This window comes from Flavobacterium sp. LC2016-12, from assembly GCF_015351595.1.
GTDB lineage: Bacteria > Bacteroidota > Bacteroidia > Flavobacteriales > Flavobacteriaceae > Flavobacterium.
In genome coordinates this window covers 131828-156491 of the sequence record NZ_JADKPT010000008.1, presented here as the reverse complement: position 1 = coordinate 156491, position 24664 = coordinate 131828, and the positions used below count along the sequence as shown (strand labels likewise).

General features: G+C 34.4%; 20 protein-coding genes. 11 read left to right on the top strand and 9 right to left on the bottom strand.

Going from position 1 to position 24664, the window contains the following annotated elements:
- Positions 1–8: 8 nt before the first annotated feature.
- The 6 genes from IRZ99_RS14285 to IRZ99_RS14260 form a co-directional block, all read right to left on the bottom strand.
- Positions 9–1031 carry a sugar kinase gene (locus IRZ99_RS14285; protein ID WP_194657911.1) on the bottom strand — a complete coding sequence of 341 codons (1023 nt, stop codon included), beginning with the start codon at positions 1029–1031 and terminating at the stop codon, positions 9–11.
- 168 nt (positions 1032–1199) lie between these two features.
- Entirely contained in the window at positions 1200–2606 is a 1407-nt protein-coding gene (gene uxaC / locus IRZ99_RS14280) for a glucuronate isomerase (RefSeq protein ID WP_194657910.1), read from the bottom strand.
- 18 nt (positions 2607–2624) lie between these two features.
- Positions 2625–3416 carry a gluconate 5-dehydrogenase gene (locus IRZ99_RS14275; RefSeq protein ID WP_194657909.1) on the bottom strand — a complete coding sequence of 264 codons (792 nt, stop codon included), beginning with the start codon at positions 3414–3416 and terminating at the stop codon, positions 2625–2627.
- 5 nt (positions 3417–3421) lie between these two features.
- Entirely contained in the window at positions 3422–4258 is an 837-nt protein-coding gene (kduI, locus tag IRZ99_RS14270) for a 5-dehydro-4-deoxy-D-glucuronate isomerase (RefSeq protein ID WP_194657908.1), read from the bottom strand.
- A gap of 88 nt (positions 4259–4346) precedes the next feature.
- Positions 4347–5663: an MFS transporter gene (locus IRZ99_RS14265; protein WP_194657907.1), complete on the bottom strand. Its 1317-nt coding sequence runs from the start codon at positions 5661–5663 to the stop codon at positions 4347–4349.
- 45 nt (positions 5664–5708) lie between these two features.
- Complete coding sequence (locus tag IRZ99_RS14260; protein ID WP_194657906.1) at positions 5709–7304, bottom strand: MFS transporter; 1596 nt, start codon at positions 7302–7304, stop codon at positions 5709–5711.
- Positions 7305–7743: 439 nt separating this feature from the next.
- Here IRZ99_RS14260 and IRZ99_RS14255 point away from each other — a divergent pair, with 439 nt between their 5' ends.
- From IRZ99_RS14255 to IRZ99_RS14210, 10 genes are all read left to right on the top strand, one after another.
- Positions 7744–8682, top strand: coding sequence for an alpha/beta hydrolase (locus IRZ99_RS14255; RefSeq protein ID WP_228519091.1), 939 nt, complete (start codon positions 7744–7746; stop codon positions 8680–8682).
- Between the two features lie 997 nt (positions 8683–9679).
- Positions 9680–9994 (top strand): hypothetical protein, encoded by a 315-nt coding sequence (locus IRZ99_RS14250; protein WP_072973695.1) that lies wholly within the window; start codon positions 9680–9682, stop codon positions 9992–9994.
- A gap of 219 nt (positions 9995–10213) precedes the next feature.
- Entirely contained in the window at positions 10214–10903 is a 690-nt protein-coding gene (locus tag IRZ99_RS14245; protein WP_194657904.1) for a hydrolase, read from the top strand.
- Between the two features lie 90 nt (positions 10904–10993).
- Entirely contained in the window at positions 10994–12778 is a 1785-nt protein-coding gene (locus IRZ99_RS14240; RefSeq protein ID WP_194657903.1) for an amidohydrolase, read from the top strand.
- A gap of 5 nt (positions 12779–12783) precedes the next feature.
- Positions 12784–14151 (top strand): alginate export family protein, encoded by a 1368-nt coding sequence (locus tag IRZ99_RS14235; RefSeq protein ID WP_194657902.1) that lies wholly within the window; start codon positions 12784–12786, stop codon positions 14149–14151.
- 419 nt (positions 14152–14570) lie between these two features.
- Positions 14571–16718 (top strand): CocE/NonD family hydrolase, encoded by a 2148-nt coding sequence (locus IRZ99_RS14230; protein WP_194657901.1) that lies wholly within the window; start codon positions 14571–14573, stop codon positions 16716–16718.
- A 16-nt stretch (positions 16719–16734) separates the two neighbouring features.
- Positions 16735–17298 carry a 2'-5' RNA ligase family protein gene (locus IRZ99_RS14225; protein ID WP_194657900.1) on the top strand — a complete coding sequence of 188 codons (564 nt, stop codon included), beginning with the start codon at positions 16735–16737 and terminating at the stop codon, positions 17296–17298.
- 128 nt (positions 17299–17426) lie between these two features.
- A complete protein-coding gene (locus IRZ99_RS14220) occupies positions 17427–18350 on the top strand; it encodes an AraC family transcriptional regulator (RefSeq protein WP_194657899.1) in 924 nt (307 codons plus the stop codon).
- 336 nt (positions 18351–18686) lie between these two features.
- A complete protein-coding gene (locus tag IRZ99_RS14215) occupies positions 18687–19412 on the top strand; it encodes an SDR family oxidoreductase (protein WP_194657898.1) in 726 nt (241 codons plus the stop codon).
- A gap of 214 nt (positions 19413–19626) precedes the next feature.
- Entirely contained in the window at positions 19627–20391 is a 765-nt protein-coding gene (locus tag IRZ99_RS14210; RefSeq protein ID WP_194657897.1) for an SDR family NAD(P)-dependent oxidoreductase, read from the top strand.
- Positions 20392–20528: 137 nt separating this feature from the next.
- Here the strand turns inward: IRZ99_RS14210 and IRZ99_RS14205 are convergent, their stop codons facing one another.
- The 3 genes from IRZ99_RS14205 to IRZ99_RS14195 form a co-directional block, all read right to left on the bottom strand.
- Positions 20529–21002: a hypothetical protein gene (locus IRZ99_RS14205; RefSeq protein WP_194657896.1), complete on the bottom strand. Its 474-nt coding sequence runs from the start codon at positions 21000–21002 to the stop codon at positions 20529–20531.
- Positions 21003–21367: 365 nt separating this feature from the next.
- Positions 21368–22066 carry a LytTR family DNA-binding domain-containing protein gene (locus tag IRZ99_RS14200; RefSeq protein WP_194657895.1) on the bottom strand — a complete coding sequence of 233 codons (699 nt, stop codon included), beginning with the start codon at positions 22064–22066 and terminating at the stop codon, positions 21368–21370.
- Positions 22066–23103 (bottom strand): sensor histidine kinase, encoded by a 1038-nt coding sequence (locus IRZ99_RS14195; protein ID WP_194657894.1) that lies wholly within the window; start codon positions 23101–23103, stop codon positions 22066–22068. Before IRZ99_RS14195 ends, IRZ99_RS14200 begins: the two co-directional genes overlap by 1 nt.
- 163 nt (positions 23104–23266) lie before the next feature.
- Between IRZ99_RS14195 and IRZ99_RS14190 the strand changes: the two genes are divergently transcribed.
- Positions 23267–24652, top strand: coding sequence for a TolC family protein (locus tag IRZ99_RS14190; RefSeq protein ID WP_194657893.1), 1386 nt, complete (start codon positions 23267–23269; stop codon positions 24650–24652).
- Positions 24653–24664 lie beyond the last annotated feature (12 nt).

The following is a 24664-nucleotide window of genomic DNA, read 5'->3' as shown; positions in this document are numbered from 1 at the left end:
TTTATTTTTTATCTTGATACTAATCCTGCTGAATCACCACCAAGCATATTTTCAACTTCTTTTAAGGTCACCAAATTATAATCTCCTGCAATGGTATGTTTTAAACAACAAGCTGCCACTGCAAAATCTAGTACTTTTTGATTATCATTTTCGTATTGTGATAATCCGTAAATTAATCCTCCCATAAAGGCATCTCCACTTCCAACTCTGTCAACCACGGGCGTTACTTCTTTAACGGCTGCATGATAAATTGCTTTTCCGTTAAACAAAACCCCTCCAATTCTTTGATGCGAAGCACTTACAGAATAACGTAAAGTTGTTGCAACTGTTTTTAAATTCGGAATCAAATCAAACAGCTTCGTGTACAAAACAGGAAGCGATTTTTCATCCTGATAATTTGGATTCACTTTTGGAATTCCCAACATAAAATAAGCAGTATCAATATCACCTAAAATAACGTTGCTATATTGCAGCATTTCCGGCATTACCTCGCTTGGCGTTTTACCATATTGCCATAATTTCGATCTGTAATTTAAGTCGCAGGAAATCGTAATTCCCTTTTTGTGCGCCACTTTAATAGCTTCTAAACAAGCCTCGGCAGCACTTTGAGAAATCGCAGGTGTAATTCCACTCCAGTGAAACCACGTAGCACCTTCTAATACTTTTTCCCAGTCAATAAGTCCTCTTTCAATAGTTGCCATTGAGCTGTGCGCGCGATCGTATACTACATTACTTCCTCTGGTTCCGGCTCCTGTTTCAAGAAAATAGATTCCTAAACGTTCTCCTCCAAAAATGATGTTTTTAGATTCTACGTTCATTTTTCTTATCTCTTTCAACGCAGATCCCCCAATTTCGTTTTCAGGCAATCTTGTTACAAACTCTGCATTTAAGCCATAATTTGCCAAAGACACACAAACATTAAACTCACCACCTCCATAAGTAGCTCCAAATGCTGTAGATTGTGCAAAACGAAGGTGTCGCTCTGTAGAAAGACGTAACATAATTTCACCGAATGCAACTATTTTACTCATATTGTTTTATTGTTTTACCAGTAAAAGGTCTTCTTTTTACCATTACAGCCATTAAGAAAATAAAGTTTTGAAATTAATCAAACCTATAACACCGTATAGTATAAACTCTTTCCTCTTGCTTCTTTATTCTATTCTCTATATTCTATTCTCTATATTCTATCTTCTCAATTAAAACTTGAAATATTCCTTTGCATTGTTATACGAAATATCAGAAACCAATTTTCCAATCCATTCCATATCAGCAGGAAGTTCTCCTCTTTGAATTTCATCTCCTAAAAGATTACAAAGAATACGTCTGAAATATTCATGTCTTGGAAAAGACAAGAAGCTTCTTGAATCTGTCAGCATTCCCACAAAACAGCTAATTAATCCCATATTTGAAAGGGCATTTAATTGTTTTGTCATTCCGTCTTTCTGATCTAAAAACCACCATCCTGAACCAAATTGTACTTTTCCTCTAACGCTTCCGTCATTAAAATTTCCTATCATCGTAGCCATAACTTCATTATCAGCCGGATTCAGGTTATAAATAATTGTTTTTGTCAATTTATCTTTGCTATCTAATGCATTTAAGAAAGAGGATAGTTTTTGTGCCTGCGGATAATCACCAATAGAATCCCAACCTGTATCAGGACCTAAAATTCTATGCATACGGGCATTGTTGTTTCTTAATGCTCCTAAGTGAAATTGCTGCACCCAACCAAATTCATGGTATGTTTCTGAAAGGAACAATAAGATTGCACTTTGGAATTTCAATGCCTCTTCAGGAGTTATGATTCTGTTCTCTCTTTTCTTTTTGAAGATAGAAGCCACTTCAGCTTCTGTAAACTCTTCAAAATAAATTTGATCCAAACCGTGATCACTTAACTTGCATCCGTTTTGATTAAAGAATTCAATTCTTTTTCTCAAAGCATCACGCAAATCAGCGTAAGTATTAATTGCAATTCCCGACACATCCCCCAATGTATCCAGATATGCGTTATAGCCATCATTAGAAATTAAGATTGCTTTATCTGGTCTGAAAGCCGTACTCATTTTTGTACCAATTGGATTTTTAGTCAGTTTCTGGTGAAACTCTAAAGTATCAATTGGATCTTCTGTAGTACAAACTAATTCAGCATTTACTTTTTTAAGCAAGTTTTGCGTGCTGTACGCTTCTGATTTTATTTTCTCAGAAGTTTCGATATATATTTTCTCAGCTGATTTCTCATTCAATAAATCATAGATATCAAAATAACGTGCCAATTCTAAGTGCGTCCAGTGATATAAAGGATTACGCATTGTATACGGAACCGTTTTTCCCCAGTTTAAGAACTTATCTTTATCTGAACCATTTCCGGTTACAAATTGTTCGTTGATTCCCAATGTACGCATTGCGCGCCATTTGTAGTGATCACCGTTAATCCAAACCTGCGTGATATTGTCAAAAATTTTATCTTCAGCAATAAACTGTGGATTTAGGTGATTGTGGTAATCTATAATTGGCTGATTTTTTGAGTAATTGTGATATAACTCTTCAGCGTATTTATTTTCAAGTAAAAAATTGTCGTTTATGAATGTCTTATTTGAACTCATTTCTTTTATAATTGAGAATTATTCTTCATTTGATGGTTTACCGATAGTTGCCAAAATTCCGCCATCAACATATAAAATATGACCATTGACAAAATCACTTGCCTTAGAAGACAAAAAGATAGCAGCTCCTGCTAAATCGCTTGGATCTCCCCATTTTGCAGCCGGAGTTCTACTAATGATAAAATCATTAAATGGATGCCCATCAACTCTGATTGGTTTTGTTTGTTCAGTAGCAAAATAACCAGGTCCAATTCCGTTGATTTGAACATTATATTTTGCCCATTCTGTTGCCATGTTTTTAGTCAGCATTTTCAACCCGCCTTTAGCAGCAGCATAAGCACCAACTGTCTTACGTCCCAATTCGCTCATCATTGAGCAAATGTTGATTATTTTTCCTTGTCTTCTTTCGATCATTCCTTTGGCAACATGCTTAGAAACGATAAATGGAGAAACCAAATCAATATCAATCACTTCTTTAAAATCGGCAACTTCCATATCGATCAATGGAATTCTTTTGATGATTCCCGCATTATTAATCAGGATAGCAATTGGTCCTACTTCACTTTCTATTTTTGCAACAGCAGTTTTAACTTCCTGCTCATCGGTTACATTAAATTTATAACCTACTGCATTTATTCCTTCACTTTTAAGTTCCTTTACTGCAGCATCAATTTTTTCCTGAGAAGAGTTTCCGTTCACCACAATTGTAGCTCCTGCTTCACCTAATCCTTTTGCCATTGCCATTCCCAGTCCGTGTGTACTTCCTGTGATCAAAGCAACTTTTCCTTTTATATCAAATAAGTTTGTCATGATTCTTATCTTAAATCTGTTATTTTGCAAACATCCATATCTCCATAATCTAAATTTTCACCGGCCATTCCCCAGATAAAAGTATAATTACTAGTTCCTGAACCAGAGTGTATAGACCATGGCGGAGAAATTACTGCCTGATGATTGTTCATCCAGATATGTCTTGTTTCCTGTGGTTGTCCCATAAAATGACAAACAGCTTGATTTTCTGGTATATCTAAGTAGAAATAAACTTCCATTCTACGATCGTGTACGTGTGCCGGCATTGTATTCCAAACACTTCCTGGTCGCAATTCTGTCATTCCCATTTGTAATTGGCAAGTTGTAACCACACTACCAATAATCATTTGATTTACCGTACGGTGATTTGCGGTTTCCATTGTACCTAACTGTAATTTATTAGCTTGCTCTAAACTTACTTTTACTGTCGGATAATGTGTATGAGCTGGTGCAGAGTTTATGTAAAATTTAGCCGGATTTTTGCTGTCATCACTTTTAAAAATTACTTCTTTATTTCCGCTTCCGATATACAAAGCATCTTTAAAACCCAACTCATAAGATGTTCCTTCAACAACAACAGAACCACTTCCACCAACATTGATAATTCCCATCTCTCTTCTTTCTAAGAAATAACCCGCTTTAAGAGGATCAATAGTTTCGAGAGTAAGATTTTTTACCGGAACAGCAGAACCTGCAATGTATCGATCATAATGAGAATATGTCAATACGATTTCATTCTCCTGCATTAAGTCATCGATTAAGAATTCATTTCTTAGCTGTTGTGTGTCATATTGTTTTACTGCTTCAGGGCTTGACGCGTATCTCGAACTGTATTTTGTCATAATTTTTAATTTAATGTAATCGATTGCACAAAATTATATTTTTATCTTTAAATATCATAATCCAAATGAAAATTTACTTGTTTTGATTTTACACTTCTACTTTTTTCATTCGGGGAACTAAAATATGCATAATAAGCCAAGCCAATAAATAGGAGCCTCCACAGATGCAAAACATGATAAAGTACCCTGTTTCAATTTTGCCTATTTTAGTATAATAAACAAACATGTTTTTTTGAACCACTAAAGTTAGTAAAATTCCTCCAAGCGCTCCGAACATCCCTCCAATTCCTGTTACTGAGGCAGTTGTCTTTTTTGGAAACATATCAGAAACCGTTGTGAAAATATTGGCACTCCAGGCCTGATGCGCCGAAACTGCAAAACCAATTACCAAAATGGCCCACCACATGTTTATTGATCCTAAGTATTGAGAAAATAATACCGGTAAAACCGCAAAAGCATAAATCAACATACTAGTTTTACGGGCTTTATAAGCCGGCCAGTTTTTCTCAATCAATTTTAATGGCAACCATCCTCCGCCTATACTTCCAACACTTCCAATGACATATACCAAAGCACAAGGCCAGATAATTTCTGTAGCCGAAAGTTTGTATTGTTTCATTAAGAAATCAGGCAACCAGAATAAATAAAACCACCAAACGGGATCCGTAAGTAATTTTCCGATGGCAAAAGCCCATGTCTGACGGAAAGTAAGCAACTTAAACCACGAAACTTTTTCAGTATCTTCAACTTCAGTTGTTACTATTTTATCTGAATTGATATACTCTAATTCAGCCTGCGATAAACGTTTTTGTTTCTCTGGCACTTCATATAAAACAAACCATAAGGCAAGCCAGACAAAACCAACAATTCCTGTTAAGATGAAAGCCCATTGCCAGCCATAATTTTCCGCAATAAAAGGTACAGATAATGGTACTATAATAGCTCCAATATTACTTCCTGAATTAAAGATACCAGTTGCTAACGCTCTTTCTTTTTGTGGAAACCATTCGGCCGTAGCTTTTATAGCAGCAGGAAAATTTCCTGCTTCTGTAATTCCTAAAAATACACGAGCTATTAAAAAACCCGGTGTTCCTGTTGCCAATGCATGACCAATTGCGGCCAGACTCCACAAACCGGTTGCAATAGCATAACCAATTTTAGTTCCCAATTTATCAATAATACCTCCAGCAACCAGCATTCCTAGTGCATAGGCAATTTTGAAAGCCAATTCAATATTAGAATAATCAATAACTTCCTGCTCTGGTGTCCAATTAAAAGCCTCTGCCATAAAAGGCCGAAGGTAACTTATTACATTTCGATCCAGATAATTTACTGTTGTGGCAAAAAATACTAAACCGCATATTGTCCACCGGTACTTTCCGATTGCTGCATTAGCCTGATTCATAATTTGACTTGGTTTGGTTGGTTAGTTAGCTTGGATTGGACTTTATTATAAATCCGTAATTGGTCTGTATTTAGGAACCAAAGTTTTCATCACAACCCACCCAATTAAATAACAAACTGCGCAGATTGAGAAAATAATCATATATCCTGAATTAATACCATTAACAACAGTATCTCCCGATTCTGATAATGATTTTAAAAAGTCTCCTAAATGAGCAACACCTCTTTCTTTTAAAAATATTTTTTCCGTTTCCGCATTCAAAAATTGAGGGTATTTTTCCAATAAAGATTGCCCATTTATTAAACTCCAGTTTCTTTGTGTAAAATCAAATAAAACTCCTGATCCTTTATTAATTAAAGTTGACCCTAAACCTCCTGCTAAACCTCCAATTCCTGTAATGGTTGCAATGGCTTTTTTAGGAAACATATCTCCAACCGTTGTAAAAATATTAGCCGACCACGATTGATGTGCCGCTCCTGCTATACCAATGATAATTACTGGTACCCAGTAACTAATATATCCTAAAGGTTGTGCTACTAATGCTAATAATGGAAAAAATGCAAAAATCAACATCGCTCTCATTCTTCCTTCATATGGGTTCATTCCTTTCTTTTCTACAAAGTAAGTTGGCAACCAGCCCCCGATAATAGAAAGTAAAGTAATTATGTATAAAACAAACAATGGCAAAGCCGCTTCTGTAGAATCCATTCCGTAAACAGAACTTAAATAAGCCGGTGTCCAGAATAAAAAGAACCACCACACACCATCAGTCATGAATTTTCCAAAAGCAAAAGCCCATGTTTGTTTGTATTTAAAACAATCTACAAAAGAAACTTTTGTACTTGTATCAGGAATATATCCTACTATTTTACTGTCTGCAATATCATCCTGTTGAATATAAGCCAATTCTTCCGGACTTACTTTTGGGTGTCTTTCTGGTTTATCATACATAAACATCCAAAATCCCATCCATACAAAACCTAAGGCACCAATGATTATAAATGCCATTTCCCATCCAAAAGATTTGGCAATAAACGGAATAGAAATTGGAGCTGCCAATGCACCAACTGTTGCACCTGCATTAAAGATACTAGTAGAGAAAGCCCTGTCTTTTTTAGGAAAATATTCAGCAGTAGTTTTGATCGCCGCAGGAAAATTCCCAGCCTCACCTACCGCCAAAACAAAACGGGCAAAAATGAACAAACTCACACTGACATTAATCACCATTCCGGTATCGTTAACAGTCCGAATAACCTCTTTTGCACCTTCAAACCCTACAAACCAGTTTCCAGTAATAATTCCAGATGTTGCAATTCCACAAAAGGCATGCAAACAAGCACCAACAGACCATATTCCAATGGCCCATAAAAATCCTTTTTTCGTATCTAACCAATCCACAAATCTTCCGGCAAAAAGTAAGGATACTGCGTAAAAAATCGAGAACAAAGCCGTTATATTTCCATAATCGTTATTTGTCCAATGAAATTCAGGAGCTATAAAATCATTCCATGTCAAAGAAAGAACCTGCCTGTCTAAATAGTTAATGGTAGTAGCAAAAAACAAAAGTCCACATATACTCCAACGATATCTTCCAGTTGATTTACTCGTTTGGCTAATAGAAATTTCATTTGTTTGATTCATGGTTATGGTTTTATTCTAATTTATAATTTGTGGTGTTTTTGGTCAATCGATATATTTTTAAGTCGTAACTTCAAAATCAATCCCTTAGTGCAATAAAAAACAAATAATGTAATCGATTGCACAAATATACTTTTAAATCTTAATAATACAAATAAATTATACAAAAAATTATTTTAGTGCTATAAATTAACATTACACGTAAAAAAAAGAACTCAAAATTACACATTAAACAATATATATGTTAAATAAGGATATGCGAAATTTGTCCGTTTTACAGGTACCAATTGTCCTGAAATCAATCTTTTTAAACTCATTTACAAACGTATTTTTATCCATAAAAAAAGACACATGTTTATTGATCCAGGTTGAGGATTCAATAAAAAAATATAAATTTGAATATCTTCCTTATAAATTAATTAAAAACTAAATGCATCAAAAATTGAAAAATTCAAAACAACTCATAACCGTAAAATCTTTTTTAAGTATGATTTTATTCTTCGGAATCGCAAATCAATTACAAGCTCAAAACCAAGTAATTCCGCTCTGGAAAACGATTCCACAAGAAATTAAGGCTCCTGATTATCAGGAAAAAGAAAGCTTAAAAGATGGAAAAATGGAAAGTACAAGTCAGGTTTCAATACCTACTTTAAGTATTTTTTTCACAAAAGAAGTTAAGCAAAATCAAACGGCCGTAATTATTCTTCCTGGCGGTGGATATTCTCATTTAGCCTTTGATAAAGAAGGAACTAAGGTTGCAGAATGGCTAAATAAACAAGGAATTGTAGCTTTTGTTTTAAAATACAGATTACCAAGCGATTTAATCATGACAAACAAAACTGTAGGTCCGTTACAGGACGCACAGGAAGCTATGCGTATTGTACGTTTAAACGCTGCCAAATGGAATATTGATCCGAATAAAATTGGTATTATGGGATTTTCTGCAGGCGGACATTTAGCATCGACGCTATCTACTCATTATGATGAAAGAGTATATGAGACTTCATCAAAAATAAGCGCTCGTCCTGATTTTTCACTTCTAATTTACCCTGTTATTTCGATGCAAAATGATATAACACACAAAGGATCGCAAACGAATTTATTAGGCAATAATCCGTCGCAGGATTTAATCGATTTCTTTTCGAATGAAAAAAAGGTAACCGCTCAAACTCCACCCGCTTTTATCATTCATGCGACAGATGACACTGTTGTATTATCTGAAAATAGTGTCAATTATTATTTAGCACTTAAAAAAAACGGAGTTACATCGGAATTACATTTATATGAAAAAGGAGGTCACGGTTTTGGTCTTGGCGTAGAAGGTACCAGTAAATTCTGGACCAGAGATTGTGAAGAATGGCTTAAAGCTCATGGATTGTAATCTTGATTCTTTTGTAATTATTCTTTTTAGACATAGCGCAGAGTCTCAACCGCGGGAAACGAATCTGAATATGTATATATACGTTCTCAAAATTTAAAATTAAAAAGGGTTTTTAAATCTGGCTAACGTGTAACCAAATCTAAAAACCCTATAAAAATTTTGACTTTATTGTATGTCTTGCAAATTTACACAATGAATTCACGTAAAGTAAATCGTCAAATTTTCATTTAAAAAAATGTTTCTCCAAAAACAGTTTTAAGAAGATCCTTATACTATTAAAAAAGGCAAAATAGCATAACTTTCTGATCTTCTACAGCGCAAAACTACAAGCAACTTTCAAGAAAAACTTACGGTTTTCCTCATTTTTGCGCTTTTTTTTCACTTTTAACATTTTCTGTTTTTTCAATTTACTGTGTTCGTTTAAGTTACGTAATTACTGTATTGAGAGTTTCTAAGATGCTAAGGAACTGAGATGCTAAGATTTAGAAATTTTATTATAAAAAAAACTTAAGAACTTACAACCTCAAAATCTTTCTTATTGTAGATTAAGTTAAAAAGAGATTTTACATGATAAATTTGTAAAATAAATTTGAAACGCTGTTTAAAGCTAAGATAAAAGCTTAGAATCTTAGAACCTTTCATATTCTAGATTAAGTTCAACTTGAAAATTATGAAATACATTTGTAAAGTAAACTAGAAGTTCTATTAACAACTGAAAAGAAAAACTTAGTTGCTCAGAGCCTTAGAAAGTTAGAACCTTTCTTATTCTAGATTAAGTTCAATTTAGGAATTAAGAAATACATTTGTGAAGGAAATTAGTTCTTAAAGTTGCTAAACTAAGTCACTAAGACAATAAGTTTTTTTCTTGTCCTAGATTAAGTTGAAACAGGAATTTATGAAATAAATTTGTAAAGTAAATTAGACACTTTATCAACAGATGAAAAGAAAACCTAGTGCCTCAGAACCTTAGTATCTTAGAACCTTTAAAATGAAAAAAATGAAAATATTTGAATTCTTAATACTCGGAAAAAACGAACCAATACTGGAGATTTTACTTCGCTTGGTCAATGCTTACGAAGACTGGAATGCAGTAGGTTTCAGCGATGAAAATGCTGCTCAGGAATATTTTCTAAACAACAAAATAGACATTGTTCTGCTGAGTTCCGGAATCGAAGATCATGTCGAAAAAGAGTTTACTTCTTTTTGTTTAAAACAACAGCCCGATGTCGAAGTAATTGAGCATTTTGGCGGAGGAAGCGGTTTATTAAAATCAGAAATACAACACAGATTACATCTTAAAGGAAAAATTTAGGTACCCAAATTTTTCACACCAATACTTTTTTATTGAAACATTTACGAAGATCGCCTAACCATTGACGATATATCGTTAAAATCATTATTGCCTTTTTTTAAAAATTCGTTACAAATCAACGCCTTACAAACAAGGCACTGCTTTTGAACGCGATAAACCGAAAATCGAAATGAATATAAATTTAAAAAACCTTTTATTAACACACAAAATTACATTACCATGAAAAAATTAATCCTTACAGCAGTTTTAGTATTAGTAGCATTTATTGGATTCGCTCAAAAACCAAGTCCAGCGTTATTAGACCCAACAAATCATACTTTAGTTTTAATAGATTACGAAAGCCAAATGGCCTTTGCAGTAAGCAACATTCCAATCGATCAGCTTAGAAACAATACCGCTCTTGTAGCCGGAGCATCAAAAATATTCAAAGTTCCAACTGTCGTAACAACTGTTGCAGAAAAATCATTCAGCGGACCTGTTTTCAGAGAAATTGAGGAATTCTACCCACAAAAAACGTCTAATTATATTGACCGTACCACAATGAATACTTGGGAAGATGCTCCAGCACGCAAAGCGATTATTGCAGCAGGTAAAAAGAAAATCGTTTTTGGCGGTTTATGGACAAGCGTTTGTATTGTTGGACCTGCTCTATCTGCAATTAACGAAGGTTATGATGTTTACGTAATTACAGATGCAAGCGGTGACGTTTCTAAAGAAGCACACGAAATGGCCGTAACCCGTATGGTTCAGGCTGGCGCTCACCCAATCACTTCATTACAATATTTATTAGAATTACAACGTGACTGGGCACGTCAGGAAACTTATGTAGCCGTTACCGATTTAGTTAAAAAATATGGTGGAGCTTACGGTGTTGGTGTTCAATATGCACACGAAATGCTTAAACATTAATTCATAGAATTGTTCTTGGTTGGTTACCTAAAAAAGGCTGTTTTAAGTTACAGCCTTTTTTCTCCAAAACTTAAATATAAAACCACTATTATGAAACCAAATGCCTTACTATCAGCATTACTTATAATTCTTTACCTGCCTATTTTCGCTCAAGGCAAAAGTGCCACACTTATCGTTCATCATGCCGTTATTCATACATTAGATGATAAAAATACTATTGTGGAAGCTATGGCTGTTGCCGATGGAAAAATCCTGAAAACAGGAAAAAACAATGAAATCTTAAAATTAAAAAACAAAAAAACCACGATAATTGATGCAAAAGGAAAAGTAATTATTCCAGGGATATTTGATTCTCACATGCACATTATTCGAGGAGGAAGATTTTTTAATACCGAATTACGCTGGGACGGCGTTCGTTCCCTTAAAAGAGCTCTGGCAATGCTAAAAGAACAGGCTCAAAGAACACCAAAAGGACAATGGGTTCGTGTTGTTGGAGGTTGGAATGCTTATCAGTTTGAAGAAAAAAGGTTGCCGACATTAGAAGAAATAAATGAAGCCACAGGCGACGTTCCTACTTTTGTTTTGCATTTATACGGACATGCTTATTTGAATAAAGCAGGTTTGGAAGCCCTAAAAATTGATGCCAATACACCAAATCCAAATGGTGGACTGGTTGAAAAAGATGCTGCCGGAAATCCAACCGGATTATTAGTGGCAGAACCAAATGCCTTCATCTTATACTCTACCCTTTCTAAACTTCCGGAATTAACTTCTGACGAAAAAATAAATTCAACCAAACAATTTATGTCCGAAATGAATCGTCTTGGTGTAACAGCAATTATCGATGCCGGAGGCGGATTCCAAAATTTTCCTGACGATTATGGTGTAACAAATGGTTTATGCAAAGAAAGTGATCTAACAGTAAGAATGCCTTATTATTTATTTGCTCAAAAAGCTGGAAGCGAATTAAACGATTATACCAAATGGGTCAGCACTGTTGAAATTGGCGAAGGTTGCGATGACCATGACGACGATAAAGTAGAATATCATGCACAAGGCGCCGGAGAAAACCTGGTAATGAGTGCCGGAGATTTTGAAAATTTCGATAAACCAAGACCAGAATTAAGTCCGGCAATGGAAGGACAATTAAAATCCGTTTTATCATTATTGGTCAAAAACAGATGGCCGTTTAGAATTCACGCCACTTATAACGAAAGCATTACCCGATTTTTAAATGTAATTGAAGACATTAATAAAGAAACCCCTTTAAACGGACTCTTATGGTTTTTTGATCACGGAGAAACGGTTTCCGTTGAAAATTTAAAAAGAATCAAAGCTTTAAACGGAGGTTTGGCGATTCAGCATAGAATGGCGTATCAAGGTGAAAGTTTTATAAAAAGATATGGAAAAACGGCTGCAGCAAACACGGTTCCGCTTAAAAAGATACTCGAAATGGGAATTAAAGTCGGAATGGGGACCGACGGAACCCGTGTTGCCAGCTACAATCCGTGGGTAGGTTTATATTGGCTGACAACAGGAAAAACTTTAGGCGGTACAAAATATATGCTGGATGAAAATATTCAGGACAGAACCGCAGCTTTAAAATTATTCACTTACGGAAGTGCACAATTGATCAATTTAGAAAAAGATCGTGGTATGCTTAAAGCCAATAATTTGGCCGATTTTGTAATCCTTTCGGATGATTATTTCAATACTTCTGAAGAGAAAATCTTAAACATAGAATCAAAACTGACTGTCGTAAACGGTAAAGTAGTTTATGCTGATAATGACTTTAGAACATTTGCGAATCCGATTCCTAAAGCAATTCCAGAATGGAGTCCGGTAAATTATTTTGGAGGTTATCAAAAAAATTAAATCACATGAAAATTATATTCCGATTATTGCTGCTTTTGGGATTCTTTTATTCCGCAAATGCACAGCAGAAAATGGCATTCCAAAAGCTGCGATATGACGATGATTTGACTTATCTGAAAGATTCTACCAGAAATTGGTACGAAAAAATCAAATACATTCCGCTTGGCCAAAACAGTAAATATTACGCTACTATTGGCGGTGAAGCAAGACTGCAATATACTTACACCGTAAACGACAAATGGGGTGATGAATCCGATGAAGGCGATGGCTATTTACTTTCCAGATACCTGCTTCATGCTGATGTTCATTTAGGCGCTTTCAGAACTTTTGTGGAGCTACAAAGTAGTTTAGCGAACAGTAAAATTGATCCAAGTCCTGTTGATGAAAATGAATTAGATATCCATCAGGCTTTTCTCGATATTGATTTTATTCACAATGAAAACGAACGATTGACCTTGCGTTCAGGAAGACAGGAAATGTCATATGGCTCTCAGCGTTTAATTGCCGTTCGCGAAGGCCCAAACAGTCGTCTTGCTTTTGATGCGGTCAAATTATTTTATAACAAAAACAATTGGCAAACCGATGCATTTTACACGCATCCAGTCGCCAATAAAACCGGAACTTTTAATGACGGTTTTAATGAAAATGCACAATTCTGGGGAAGTTATACGGTAATCCATAAAGTGCCATTTATCCAGAACATTGATTTCTATTATTTGGGATTATGGAAAAAAAGAGCCGTTTTTGATAATGCCATCGGAGAAGAAAACCGTCAGTCTATCGGAACCCGAATTTGGAAAAATAAAGGAAACTGGAAATATGATTTAGAAGGATTATATCAATTCGGAAACATAGATCAGCAATCCATCTCCGCCTGGACGATCTCTTCTTTTGCCTGTTATACTTTTTCAGAAATAAAATTCAAACCTGAAATTGGTTTGAAAACAGAGATTATTTCCGGAGATAAACATTCAGATGACAATCATTTGCAAACTTTCAATCCGTTATATCCAAGAGGTGCTTATTTTGGATTGGTTGCATTAATTGGCCCTTCGAATTTAATTGACATCCACCCTTCCATCAGTTTGGAATTAAGCCAAAAATTCAGCCTCGGTTTTGATTATGATATATTTTGGAGGGAGACTTTAAGTGATGGTTTATATGCACCTAATATGCAGCTTTTATATTCTGGAAAAGATACTACAGAGCGTTTTATAGGTTCTCAATTGATTACTAATTTGGATTATACTGCGAATGATTTCCTGGGTTTTACATTAGAATCGGGTTGGTTTAATGCTGGTTCCTTTTTAAAAGAGGTTGGAACTGGAAAAGATTATTTTTATGCAGCTTTGACTGCTCAGTTTAAATTCTGATGTTAAAGAATCGTAGATTCTATATATTTTGTAGGGATGGATTTCAATCCATCCTATAGGCGAAAGATTATTTTTATGCAGCGTTGACGGCGCAGTTTAAATTCTGATGTTAAAGAATCGTAGATTCTATATATTTTGTAGGGATGGATTCCAATCCATCCTAGACGTAAAGATTATTTTTATGCAGCGTTGACGGCACAATTTAAATTTTAAATACAATTAAAACCTTTACCCGTTTTATAAGAAATTTAAACTATTTTTGAGAAGACAAATTTAAACCAAAACCTCAAAAATAATTTCCAGGCATGACGAAAAATATCCTAATACTACTGATTTGTTTCTCCTTTCAAATAGCAACTTCACAAAAAATATATTTCGATAAAACTCAATTCAGCGATAGTATTAGTATTAGTAAAAATATGCCTCTCCTGGCAAAAAAAATATTACCGATCTATAAAAACACAGGCAAAGGAACATTTTTAGACAGCTATGCCAGAATACAATTTGTTGCTGGAGATTACAAAGATATGGAGCAAAATTTTGTTACCTACTCACAAGAAATACTAGGTGACAGCATCGTAAATAGACCTATGGGATTTATTTATAAAACGTATGCCAGAACCATTTCAAAAGCACCTAAATCAAATTCAGATTTTGAAAATACTTACACGGCTGAATTTTACAAGTTATACAACAGCTTTGATAAGGATGGAAAAACTTGGGCAGAGAGTTATTACGAAATAAAATTGGACGAAATGAAAACCAATTTTGAATCACAGCTACAATCCGCTCAAAAAAGTGATAGTATTAGCATAGAAGATGCAGCAGTATTATGCCGTCATTATTCACGTTATTTTATTTACAGCAAAACGCTTTCTATTGCAAGTAAAATAATTCAAAAAATAGAAGCAGACACTTATATAATCGATAAAAACATCATTATTACATTACCAAACAAAAGCACAATTTCTGGTACTATGGTCAGATATAGAAATATATCCGAGCCACAACCAGTGGTAATGAAATATAACATCTATGCTGGAAATGAGCTAAGTCAATGCAAAGAGATAGCCAATATGGGCTATGTAGGTTTTATTGCTAATACAAGAGGTAAAAATTTAAGTAATGATCCTATTGAGCCTTACGAACACGACGGCGATGATGCTTATTACATTCTGGAGTGGGTTAGCAAACAACCCTGGTGCAATGGAAAAATTGGATTATATGGCGGAAGTTATCTGGGATTCGCACAATGGAGTGCTATGAAAAAAGTGCATCCAGCCTTAAAAACAATTGTTCCTTTAGTATCTGTTGGTGCAGGAGTTGACTTTCCTATGCAAAATGGTATTTTTATGAGTTACGCTTTAAGATGGATTCACCTCGTTGCCAATAATAAATTAACCGATCTCGGTGATTTTCAAAACAATAAAAAATGGGATGAAGTTTTTTCTCAATATTATAAAAATGGCAGCAGTTTTAGAACGTTAGATCAAGTCGAAGGTAATCCTTCTCCGTTGTTTCATAGATGGTTAGATCATCCAACATATGATGCTTACTGGCAAAATATGACTCCTCAAAAAGAAGCTTTTGCCAACATCAATATTCCTATTTTAAGCACTACAGGATATTATGATGACGATCAGCTTGGCGCTATGTACTATTACAATCAATATCAGAAATACAATAAAACGAACAATTATTATTTAATAATTGGACCTTATGATCATGGAGGTTCGCAAGGATATCCAAAAAAAGAATTAGGAGGCTATGTGATAGATGAAGCAGCAAATATTCCAATTAATGCTATTATTTTCCAGTGGTTTGATTATATCCTAAAAGGTGCAAAACGTCCGGATATTTTAAAAGATAAAGTAAACTTTGAAATCATGGGTAAAAACGAATGGAAAAGCGTTCCGTCGTTAGATAAAATGCACAATCAGAATCTTACTTTTTATCTTAGCGGCAAAGACACTAAATATTCTTTGCAAAAAATAGTTCCCAAAAAAACAACCTCTATTAATCAGATTGTTGACTTTAAAGATCGTTCAGAAATTAATATTTACAACGACAATTACGTAAATGGATTTCCTAATGTTAGTGATTCTATTTTTAAGCCTGAAAAACACTTATTAGTTTTTGAAAGTGATCCGGTTTCCGAACCTGTAATTATAAGTGGCTCATTAAAAGCTTCCTTAAAAATAAGCAGTAATAAAAAAGACATTGATGTTGAGTTACAACTTTATGAAAAAACGGCGAAAGGCCAATATTTTGCTTTAAGCAACAACATACAAAGAGCCAGTTTAGCAAAAGACAGAACAAAAAGACAACTATTAGTACCAAACAAAATAGAGACTATCGATATTAATCACACTTTTATAACTTCGAAAGAATTACAAAAAGGAAGTTCAATTGTTATCGTTTTGGGCGTTAATAAAAATCCAAATTGGGAAGTGAATTACGGTTCAGGTAAAGATGTAAGTTTTGAAGACATGACCGATGCTAAAGATCCATTAGAAATAAAATGGTATAGTAACAGCACAATTACGCTCCCGATCCTGAAATTATAAAGTCGTTTTTTATATAATGGAAAAGAAATATTCAGTTGTTTTTCATCCTTCAGAAGATGGAATTGAGATAATCAAAAAACTAAAACTAGAATTATTCAATATAATTGAATGGTACGGCAGCTGCAATTCTGTTGCGCATATTACAATTGGCGGGTTTAAAGCAGATGAAAATCAGCTTGAAAAATATAGACAAAAGCTTTCTAAAATTGCTGATACTTTAACACCTGTTCAAATTTATTTAGATCATTTTGATGCTTATGAGGAAAGTCGGGCTTTCTTCATATCTCCAAGTGAAGACTCTAAAATAAATTTAAAGCCTATGATGAAAAAAATTCAGGAAGCACTTCTTATTCCCAGTAAAGACAGAAGCGACGATCCGCATATTTCAATAGGAAGAAACCTAACACCCGAAAACATCCAAATTGCTCGTGATTTATTCACTAAAATTAATATGGAATTTTTATGTGATGCCATTATCTTAAGAGAATTTGATCCGCTCAAAAAACAATATTTTGTCTTAGAAACGTTCCCTTTTGGTAATAATCCTCAGCCGGAATTAATTCAGGGTAGCCTTTTCTAACCGCAATCCCGATAGCTATCGGGATTGCGGTTTAATAACGACAAAGTAAAGCAACCTGAAACAAGAAAAACCTGAAACCTGAAACTAAAATCTATTTTTCGTATATTTGAATTTTACAATTCACACCTATGAAATCCTTAGATTCATTTTACCAGGATATTAGCGAAGGTTCTTCAGTCGAACCAAGTTCATTATTACCCAACGACATCAAAAAAGAAATTGGTCATTTTAATGTATTTGACATCAAAGAACTTTATGAAAGACTCAAAGACAAGCCAGGTATGCCTTATGACAGAAGGGCTTATTATAAAATCAGTTTAATTAGAGGAAAGAATCGCGCGGAATACGCTGATAAGATAATCGACATCGAAAAGCAGGGACTTTTATTTGCAACGCCAAAAATTCCATATAATTATTTACCGCAAGACACCAATCAATCGGGTCAGTTTTGTGTTTTTACAAGTGAATTTTTATCCAAAAACAAAAGCGGAATCGATTTGGACGATCTTCCAATATTTGCCTCTGACGGTTATCCGATTTTTCAATTGACTGATGAAGAAGTAACCGAAGTAGAATTGATTTTCAATAAAATACAAAAAGAAATCAACTCTGATTATATCTATAAATATGATTTGATTCGGAATTATGTGGCAGAGTTAATTCACTTTGGGCAAAAATTACAGCCTATAACCGCACTTTATTCTAAACATAATTCGGCAGCAAGAGTTTCTTCTTTATTTGCAGAATTATTAGAAAGACAATTTCCAATTGAATCGCCACATCAACGATTAGAACTTAGAACTGCAAAGGATTTCGCTGAAAGATTATCGGTTCACGTCAATCATTTAAATAAGGTTTTAAAAGAAAATACTGGAAAAACCACAACCGAATTAATCAGCACACGTCTAATAAACGAAGCCAAAATCCTTTTAAAACAAACGGATTGGAACATTTCTGAAATCGCTTTTTCTTTAGGTTTTGAAGAACTGGCACATTTTTCTAACTTCTTTAAAAAACAAACTTCGTTCACGCCTTTAGCTTTTAGAAGTTGATTTTTGTTTCAAGTTTCAAGTTTCAGGTTTTGAAAATTGGGAATTTTAGATTAGTATGCATTAGTTCCTAAAAAAATCCGCGACAATCTGCGTCTTCGCAAAGCGAACCCGCGTCATCAGCGTTCAATTACACGCCGGCAAACTTTATAGCTGATATAGCAAGTGAGATTGCTTCGTTCCTCGCAATGACTTAACTTTGCTTTTGGAATTTGGAATTTTTAAATTGAAATTTAAACCTTCCCTGATTTGAATTTTGCAAACTTCTATTTGAAATTTACAATTCCCCAGCTCTGCTTTGCTCCTACCTTTGTCTTATCAATTTAAAAGATCAAAAAGATGAACTTAGCAAACAACAAAATTTTAATAACAGGCGGCGCAAGCGGAATTGGACTTGGCCTGACCGAGCGTTTTATTCATGAAAATAATACTGTAATTATCTGCGGAAGAAGAGAATCTGTTTTAAATGAAGTTAAAGCAAAATTTCCAACCGTAATTACAAAAGTATGTGACTTATCAGATGAAAAAGAGCGCATCGCACTTTACGAATGGATTGCCCAAAATTACCCGGATTTAAATGTACTAATCAACAATGCCGGAATTCAAAAATGGGTTTCTGTTACCGATGCTGATTTTTATGAAAGCATGAAAACAGAGATTAGCACTAATATCGAAGCTCCACTTCATTTAACTTCTTTATTTATTCAGTTAAAATCGCTTACAACTGTAATGAATGTAACTTCAGGATTGGCTTTTTCGCCATTTGCAAAAGTTCCGGTTTATTCGGCTACAAAAGCTTTTTTCCGTTCGTTTACACTTTCGCTTCGTCATATTTTAAAAGCAAAAAATATTGAAGTGATTGAAATTATTCCGCCAGCATTGAATACCGATTTGGGTGGAGTTGGACTTCATAATGCACATCCAAGCGTGGCTGATTTTATTGTTTCGATTTTCGAACAATTAAAAAACGGAAAAAACGAACTGACTTTCGGCACCAGTGAAACTAGACTAAATGCAAGTATTCCGGAATTAAAAGCATCATTTGAGGCGTTACACGGGAATTAACTAAAAATTGAGAATTAAAAATTAAAAATCTATGGCTATATTTTTAAACACATAGAAACATAGATAATTACCTCCCGCAGATCAGACAGATTGACCAGATTTTTTAAATCCATTTAATCCTTTAATCTGTGGCAATATTTTAAATCATCAACAATCTATATTCTATATTCTATATTCTATATTCTAAAATCAACAATCTAAAATCTAAAACAAAATGGCAATAAATACAAAAATCGCTTTAGTAACAGGCGGCAGCAGAGGTTTAGGAAAAAACATGGCAATTGCAATTGCAAAAAAAGGAATTGATGTCATCATTACCTACAACAGCAAAAAAGAAGAAGCTGATTCAGTGGTAAAAGAAATCGAAAACTTAGGTCAAAAGGCAGCTTCGCTTCAATTAAATGTTGCAGATTCAGGTACTTTTGATTCTTTCTTCGGAAGTGTTTCTGAAGTATTGAAAAGCACTTTTAAAACTGATAAATTCGATTTTCTAGTAAACAACGCCGGAATCGGAATTCATAATTCATTTATTGGAACAACAGAAGCCGAATTTGATCAATTGACAAATATTCAGTTTAAAGGTCCATTTTTCTTAACGCAGAAAGCATTGAACGTAATGAATGACGGAGGTGGAATCGTAAATATTTCTACAGGATTGGCAAGATTCTCTTTCCCGGGTTATGCGGCTTATGCTTCAATGAAAGGCGCTATCGAAACTTTAACCAAATATCAGGCAAAAGAATTAGGTGAAAGAAAAATCAGAGCCAATGTTGTAGCTCCAGGTGCCATCGAAACTGATTTTGGCGGAGGAGTTGTTCGTGACAATGAGCAAATGAACCAACAAATTGCTTCAGTAACCGCATTAGGAAGAGTTGGTTTACCAGACGATATTGGCGGTGTTGTCGCTTTTTTATGTACCGAAGAGGCACGTTGGGTAAACGCACAGCGTATTGAGGTTTCTGGGGGAATGATGTTGTAATTTTCAGTGGCAAACCTAACAGGTTTTAAAAACCTGTTAGGTTTCGTTATAGTTATAAAAAACAAAACCCGATAGATTTTTTAATCTCTATCAGGTTTGTCTTTTAAAATATAATTGAATTAGTAAGCAAACGTATTTTAATTCTTCTCGATGGTAACATCAAAACCTCCATTTTTATCGAAAACAACATCATAAAATTTTCCAGTTTTCTCGACTCCTACTTCATAAGTCGTTTTGCTTTTATAATCTACCACAACGGCAATTTCGCGAATAGCATTTGGTGCATAATTTTTCTTTAAGTAAGCTTGTGCTTTTGGCGGCAATTGACTTAAAGGAATTTGCAATTCATATGCTTTTAAAACACCTAAATTGTCGTAAACGGCAAGCGCTTCCTGATTGGTATCGGTTTTGAATTTCGCTTCGTAACGAACTTCATCATTATCATCTCCAACATATTCCATTGCCCAAACAGGTACTTTATTCGGATATTCTTTCTGAAAAGTAAATAAAACTTTCTCCGGTGGCGTTATTTTCTCTTTCATATTAGTTCCTTCCTGCGCCATCAAAAAACCGCTGCATAAAAAGAAAACAGCAATAAGTACATTTTTCATGATTTCAACTTTTAAATTAATCACGCTCAATTTAGCGTATTAAAAGTACTACTTTTTAGGCAAGAAAAAATAGATTTTAAAGATATTTTTCAGACAAAACTTTATTTTAAAAAAGCATAAATACACCTTTAAATAAACATTAAAAAATGGCCATCACATCAATCAAAAAAGCCTGCAAAGAAATTAATCTTCTACAGGCTTTTTCTTAAATAACTGAATTAGTAAGCAATCTTTTTTTGAATTGTGAATTGTGAATTATGAGTTGTGAATTTTAAATCTTACATTTTACGTCATCCATCTTGCATCTTGCTTCTTGCATCTAAAATCTTGTCTCTTGCTTCTTGCATCTAACAGCTGGCATTTCACTACTTTTTAATTCGATCAGACAATTCCCTTTTATATGTAATCCCAATTGGGAGTTTTTCGTTTTTAATAATTACAAAATCTTTTTCCGTTGCATCAATTTTATCCAAAGCCACGATATACGATTTATGAATGCGCATAAAGCTTTTTTCCGGAAGGCATTTTTCTAATTCGCTTGTGGTTATGGAGGCCAGATACGTTCTTTTGATCGTGTGCAGTTTCACATAATTTCCAAAACTCTGTGCGAATAAAAGCTGGTCCAATTCTATATTCATAAAATAACCATCCACTTTTACGCTGATCGAATTTACAGCTACTTCCTCTTCCTTGGCTTTTGCATTTTCTGTTGAAAAAAATCGGTCAACTGCTTTCAGGAATCTCGGAAAATAAATGGGTTTCAGCAAATAATCAATTACACCGTAATCATAACTTTCCAAAGCAAATTCAGAATAGGCTGTGGTTAAAATAGTTTTAGGATGCGTTGGAATAATCTTCAATAATTCCATACCTGAAATCTCCGGCATATTAATATCCAAAAACATTAAATCAACGTGATTTTCACGCAAATAATCCATCGCCTCAATTCCATTATAGCCCTGAAAAACCAATTCTAATTGCGGGTTTTGTTTGATGTAGTTCGCCAGCACATAATGCGCTGCCCGCTCATCATCCACAATTATACATTTCTTTGGGTCTTTCATTAAAGAAACTTTTTGAGTTGCAATTTCAAATCAACGATATAGGTATTTTTATCATCCTGAATATCTAATTTATAGTCTTTCCCATAAATTAAATTCAAACGTTCAATCGTATTTTTTAAACCAATTTTAGTCGAAACTACATCGGTCTTTTTCGTCGGAATGGAGTTCACCACATGCAAATGCAACAAACCGTTTTCTACTGTAACAATGATTCTCACAAAACATTTTTCAATAGCGCAGGTTCCGTGTTTAAAGGCATTTTCTATAAAAGCAATCAACAACATTGGCGACACTTTATAAGCATTTTCATTGTCAATTTTACAATCGTATGTAATCTCGCAACGGTACCCTACTCTTTCTTTTTCAAGCTGTACGTAACTGTTTATAAATTGCAGTTCCTCTTCTAAAGATACGCATTGTTTGTTATTGCTTTCCAGCTGATAACGCATTAATTGCGACACTTTCATAATCAAATCCGGTGTTCTTTCCGGAAATTCTAAACTGATTCCGTAAAGTGTATTGAAAGTATTGAATAAAAAATGCGGGTTCAATTGTCCTTTTAAAGAATTCAATTGCATTTGGTTGAACAACAACGTTTCATCGGTTTGTTTTCTGTGAATTCTGTAGAATTTAAAAACAATAATCGGACTCAAAATACAAACCAAAGTCCCTAAAACACTCGCCAATTGGTACACATAACTTCTTTGATGCGAGTTCTGATACAAGCGGCAATTGCTGAACATATCAAGCATTGTGATCTCATACAAAATGACCGAAAACACGAACACTCCAAAAAGCGTTAAAAAAATATAAGTTAAAGGACGACGGGTTTTGAATAATATCGGCAGCAAAAAAAAACGATTGAACTGGGCGTGCATGTATAATATGCAATAGAAAAATATGCCCATTAAGACTGATGTAAGTGAACTAAATAACATCCAGTCGTTTTTTAAAGTATATATGGTAAAGGAAAACGCGACGACGGCAATTTCCTGCCACCATTTGTTATCCAAGATGTTATCAAACTTTTTATTCATTTTAATTTTCAAATAGTTTACAAATTAACCACAAATATTTAATTATTATTCCCAATAAATGACAAATTCAATTGGTCATTTTTAATCGCATTACATCATTTAAGAACGCTTATATCCGCATAAGAGAAATAATTTTGGGACATAATTTCACACTTTGAGTTTTATGTATTTCAAAAAAATTACTTTATTATTTTTCTTGATTTTTGCCTCAATTGGTTATTCACAAACCTTGTCTTTAAAAGAAGCAGTAAAAACAGGTCTTGAAAACTACGGTTCTATCCGGGCAAAAAGCAATTACACCAATGCCTCGCGCGAGACGCTGAAACAATCCAAACGCGATTACTTACCGAATCTGAACTTATCTGCTCAACAAGATTACGGAACCATCAATGGGCAAAATGGTGCTCTTTACGGATTAAATGGTTTGGCCGCCGCTTCTTCAGGTCCCGCTTTACCTAATCAAAATTGGAACTCTGCTTTTGGAGCTCTTTACTTAGTCAATATGAACTGGGACTTTTTCACTTTCGGAAAAGCAAAAGAAAAAATCAATTTGGCTAAAGTCGATGTTCAGGCCAAAGAACGCGATTTGCAACAGGAAATGTTTCAACAGGAAATCAAAATTTCTGCTGCTTATTTGAATTTACTGGCAAGCCAAAGATTACTGATCTCTCAGCAAAAGAATTTAAGCCGCGCAGAAGTTTTCAAGAAGACAGCTGTTGCGCGTGTTAAAAACGGATTATTGGCGGGAGTCGATTCTACATTGGCTACAGCCGAAGTTTCAAAAGCTAAAATTGCTTTGAATCTGGCTCGTAATTTCGTTAAGGAACAAAACAATAAACTGGTTGATTTAATGGGCGTTGCGCCACAGGATTTCAAAACAGATACTTTGTTTGTGAATCAGATTCCGAAAGCGATTTTGACAGCCGAAAAAACAACTGATAGTCTTCATCCGTTACTTCAATATTACAAAACAAGAATCGATTACAGCGATCAGCAAACGAAACTATACAAGCGTTTTTATTATCCCACGATGAGTGCATTTGGCGTTTTACAAACCCGTGCTTCTGGTTTTGATACGAATTATGTTCAGGACCAGACGGCTTTCACCAGAAATTACTGGGATGGTGTAAATCCGGATCGTTCTAATTATTTGGTTGGAGTTGGGATTAGCTGGAACTTGACTACTCCATTCAGAATGAGCAGACAAGTAAGCGCTCAAAAATTCGTTTCTCAGGCTTTGAAAGAAGAATACAATCAGGCGGACAGAGAATTAAAATCGCAAATGAGTTTTGCAGAAGATAAAATAAAAATCACGCTCGAGAATTTTGCCGAAGCTCCTATTCAGGTCAACGCAGCTCAAAAAGCGTATCTGCAAAAATCGACTTTATACAAAAACGGCTTAACCGATTTAACGGATTTGACACAAACGATGTTTACGTTAAACCGTGCCGAAATTGACCGTGATATCGTCAACAACAATGTGTGGCAATCGTATTTGCTAAAAGTAGCCGCATCAGGCAATTTTGACTTATTTATAAATGAATTTTAATTATAGATCCTA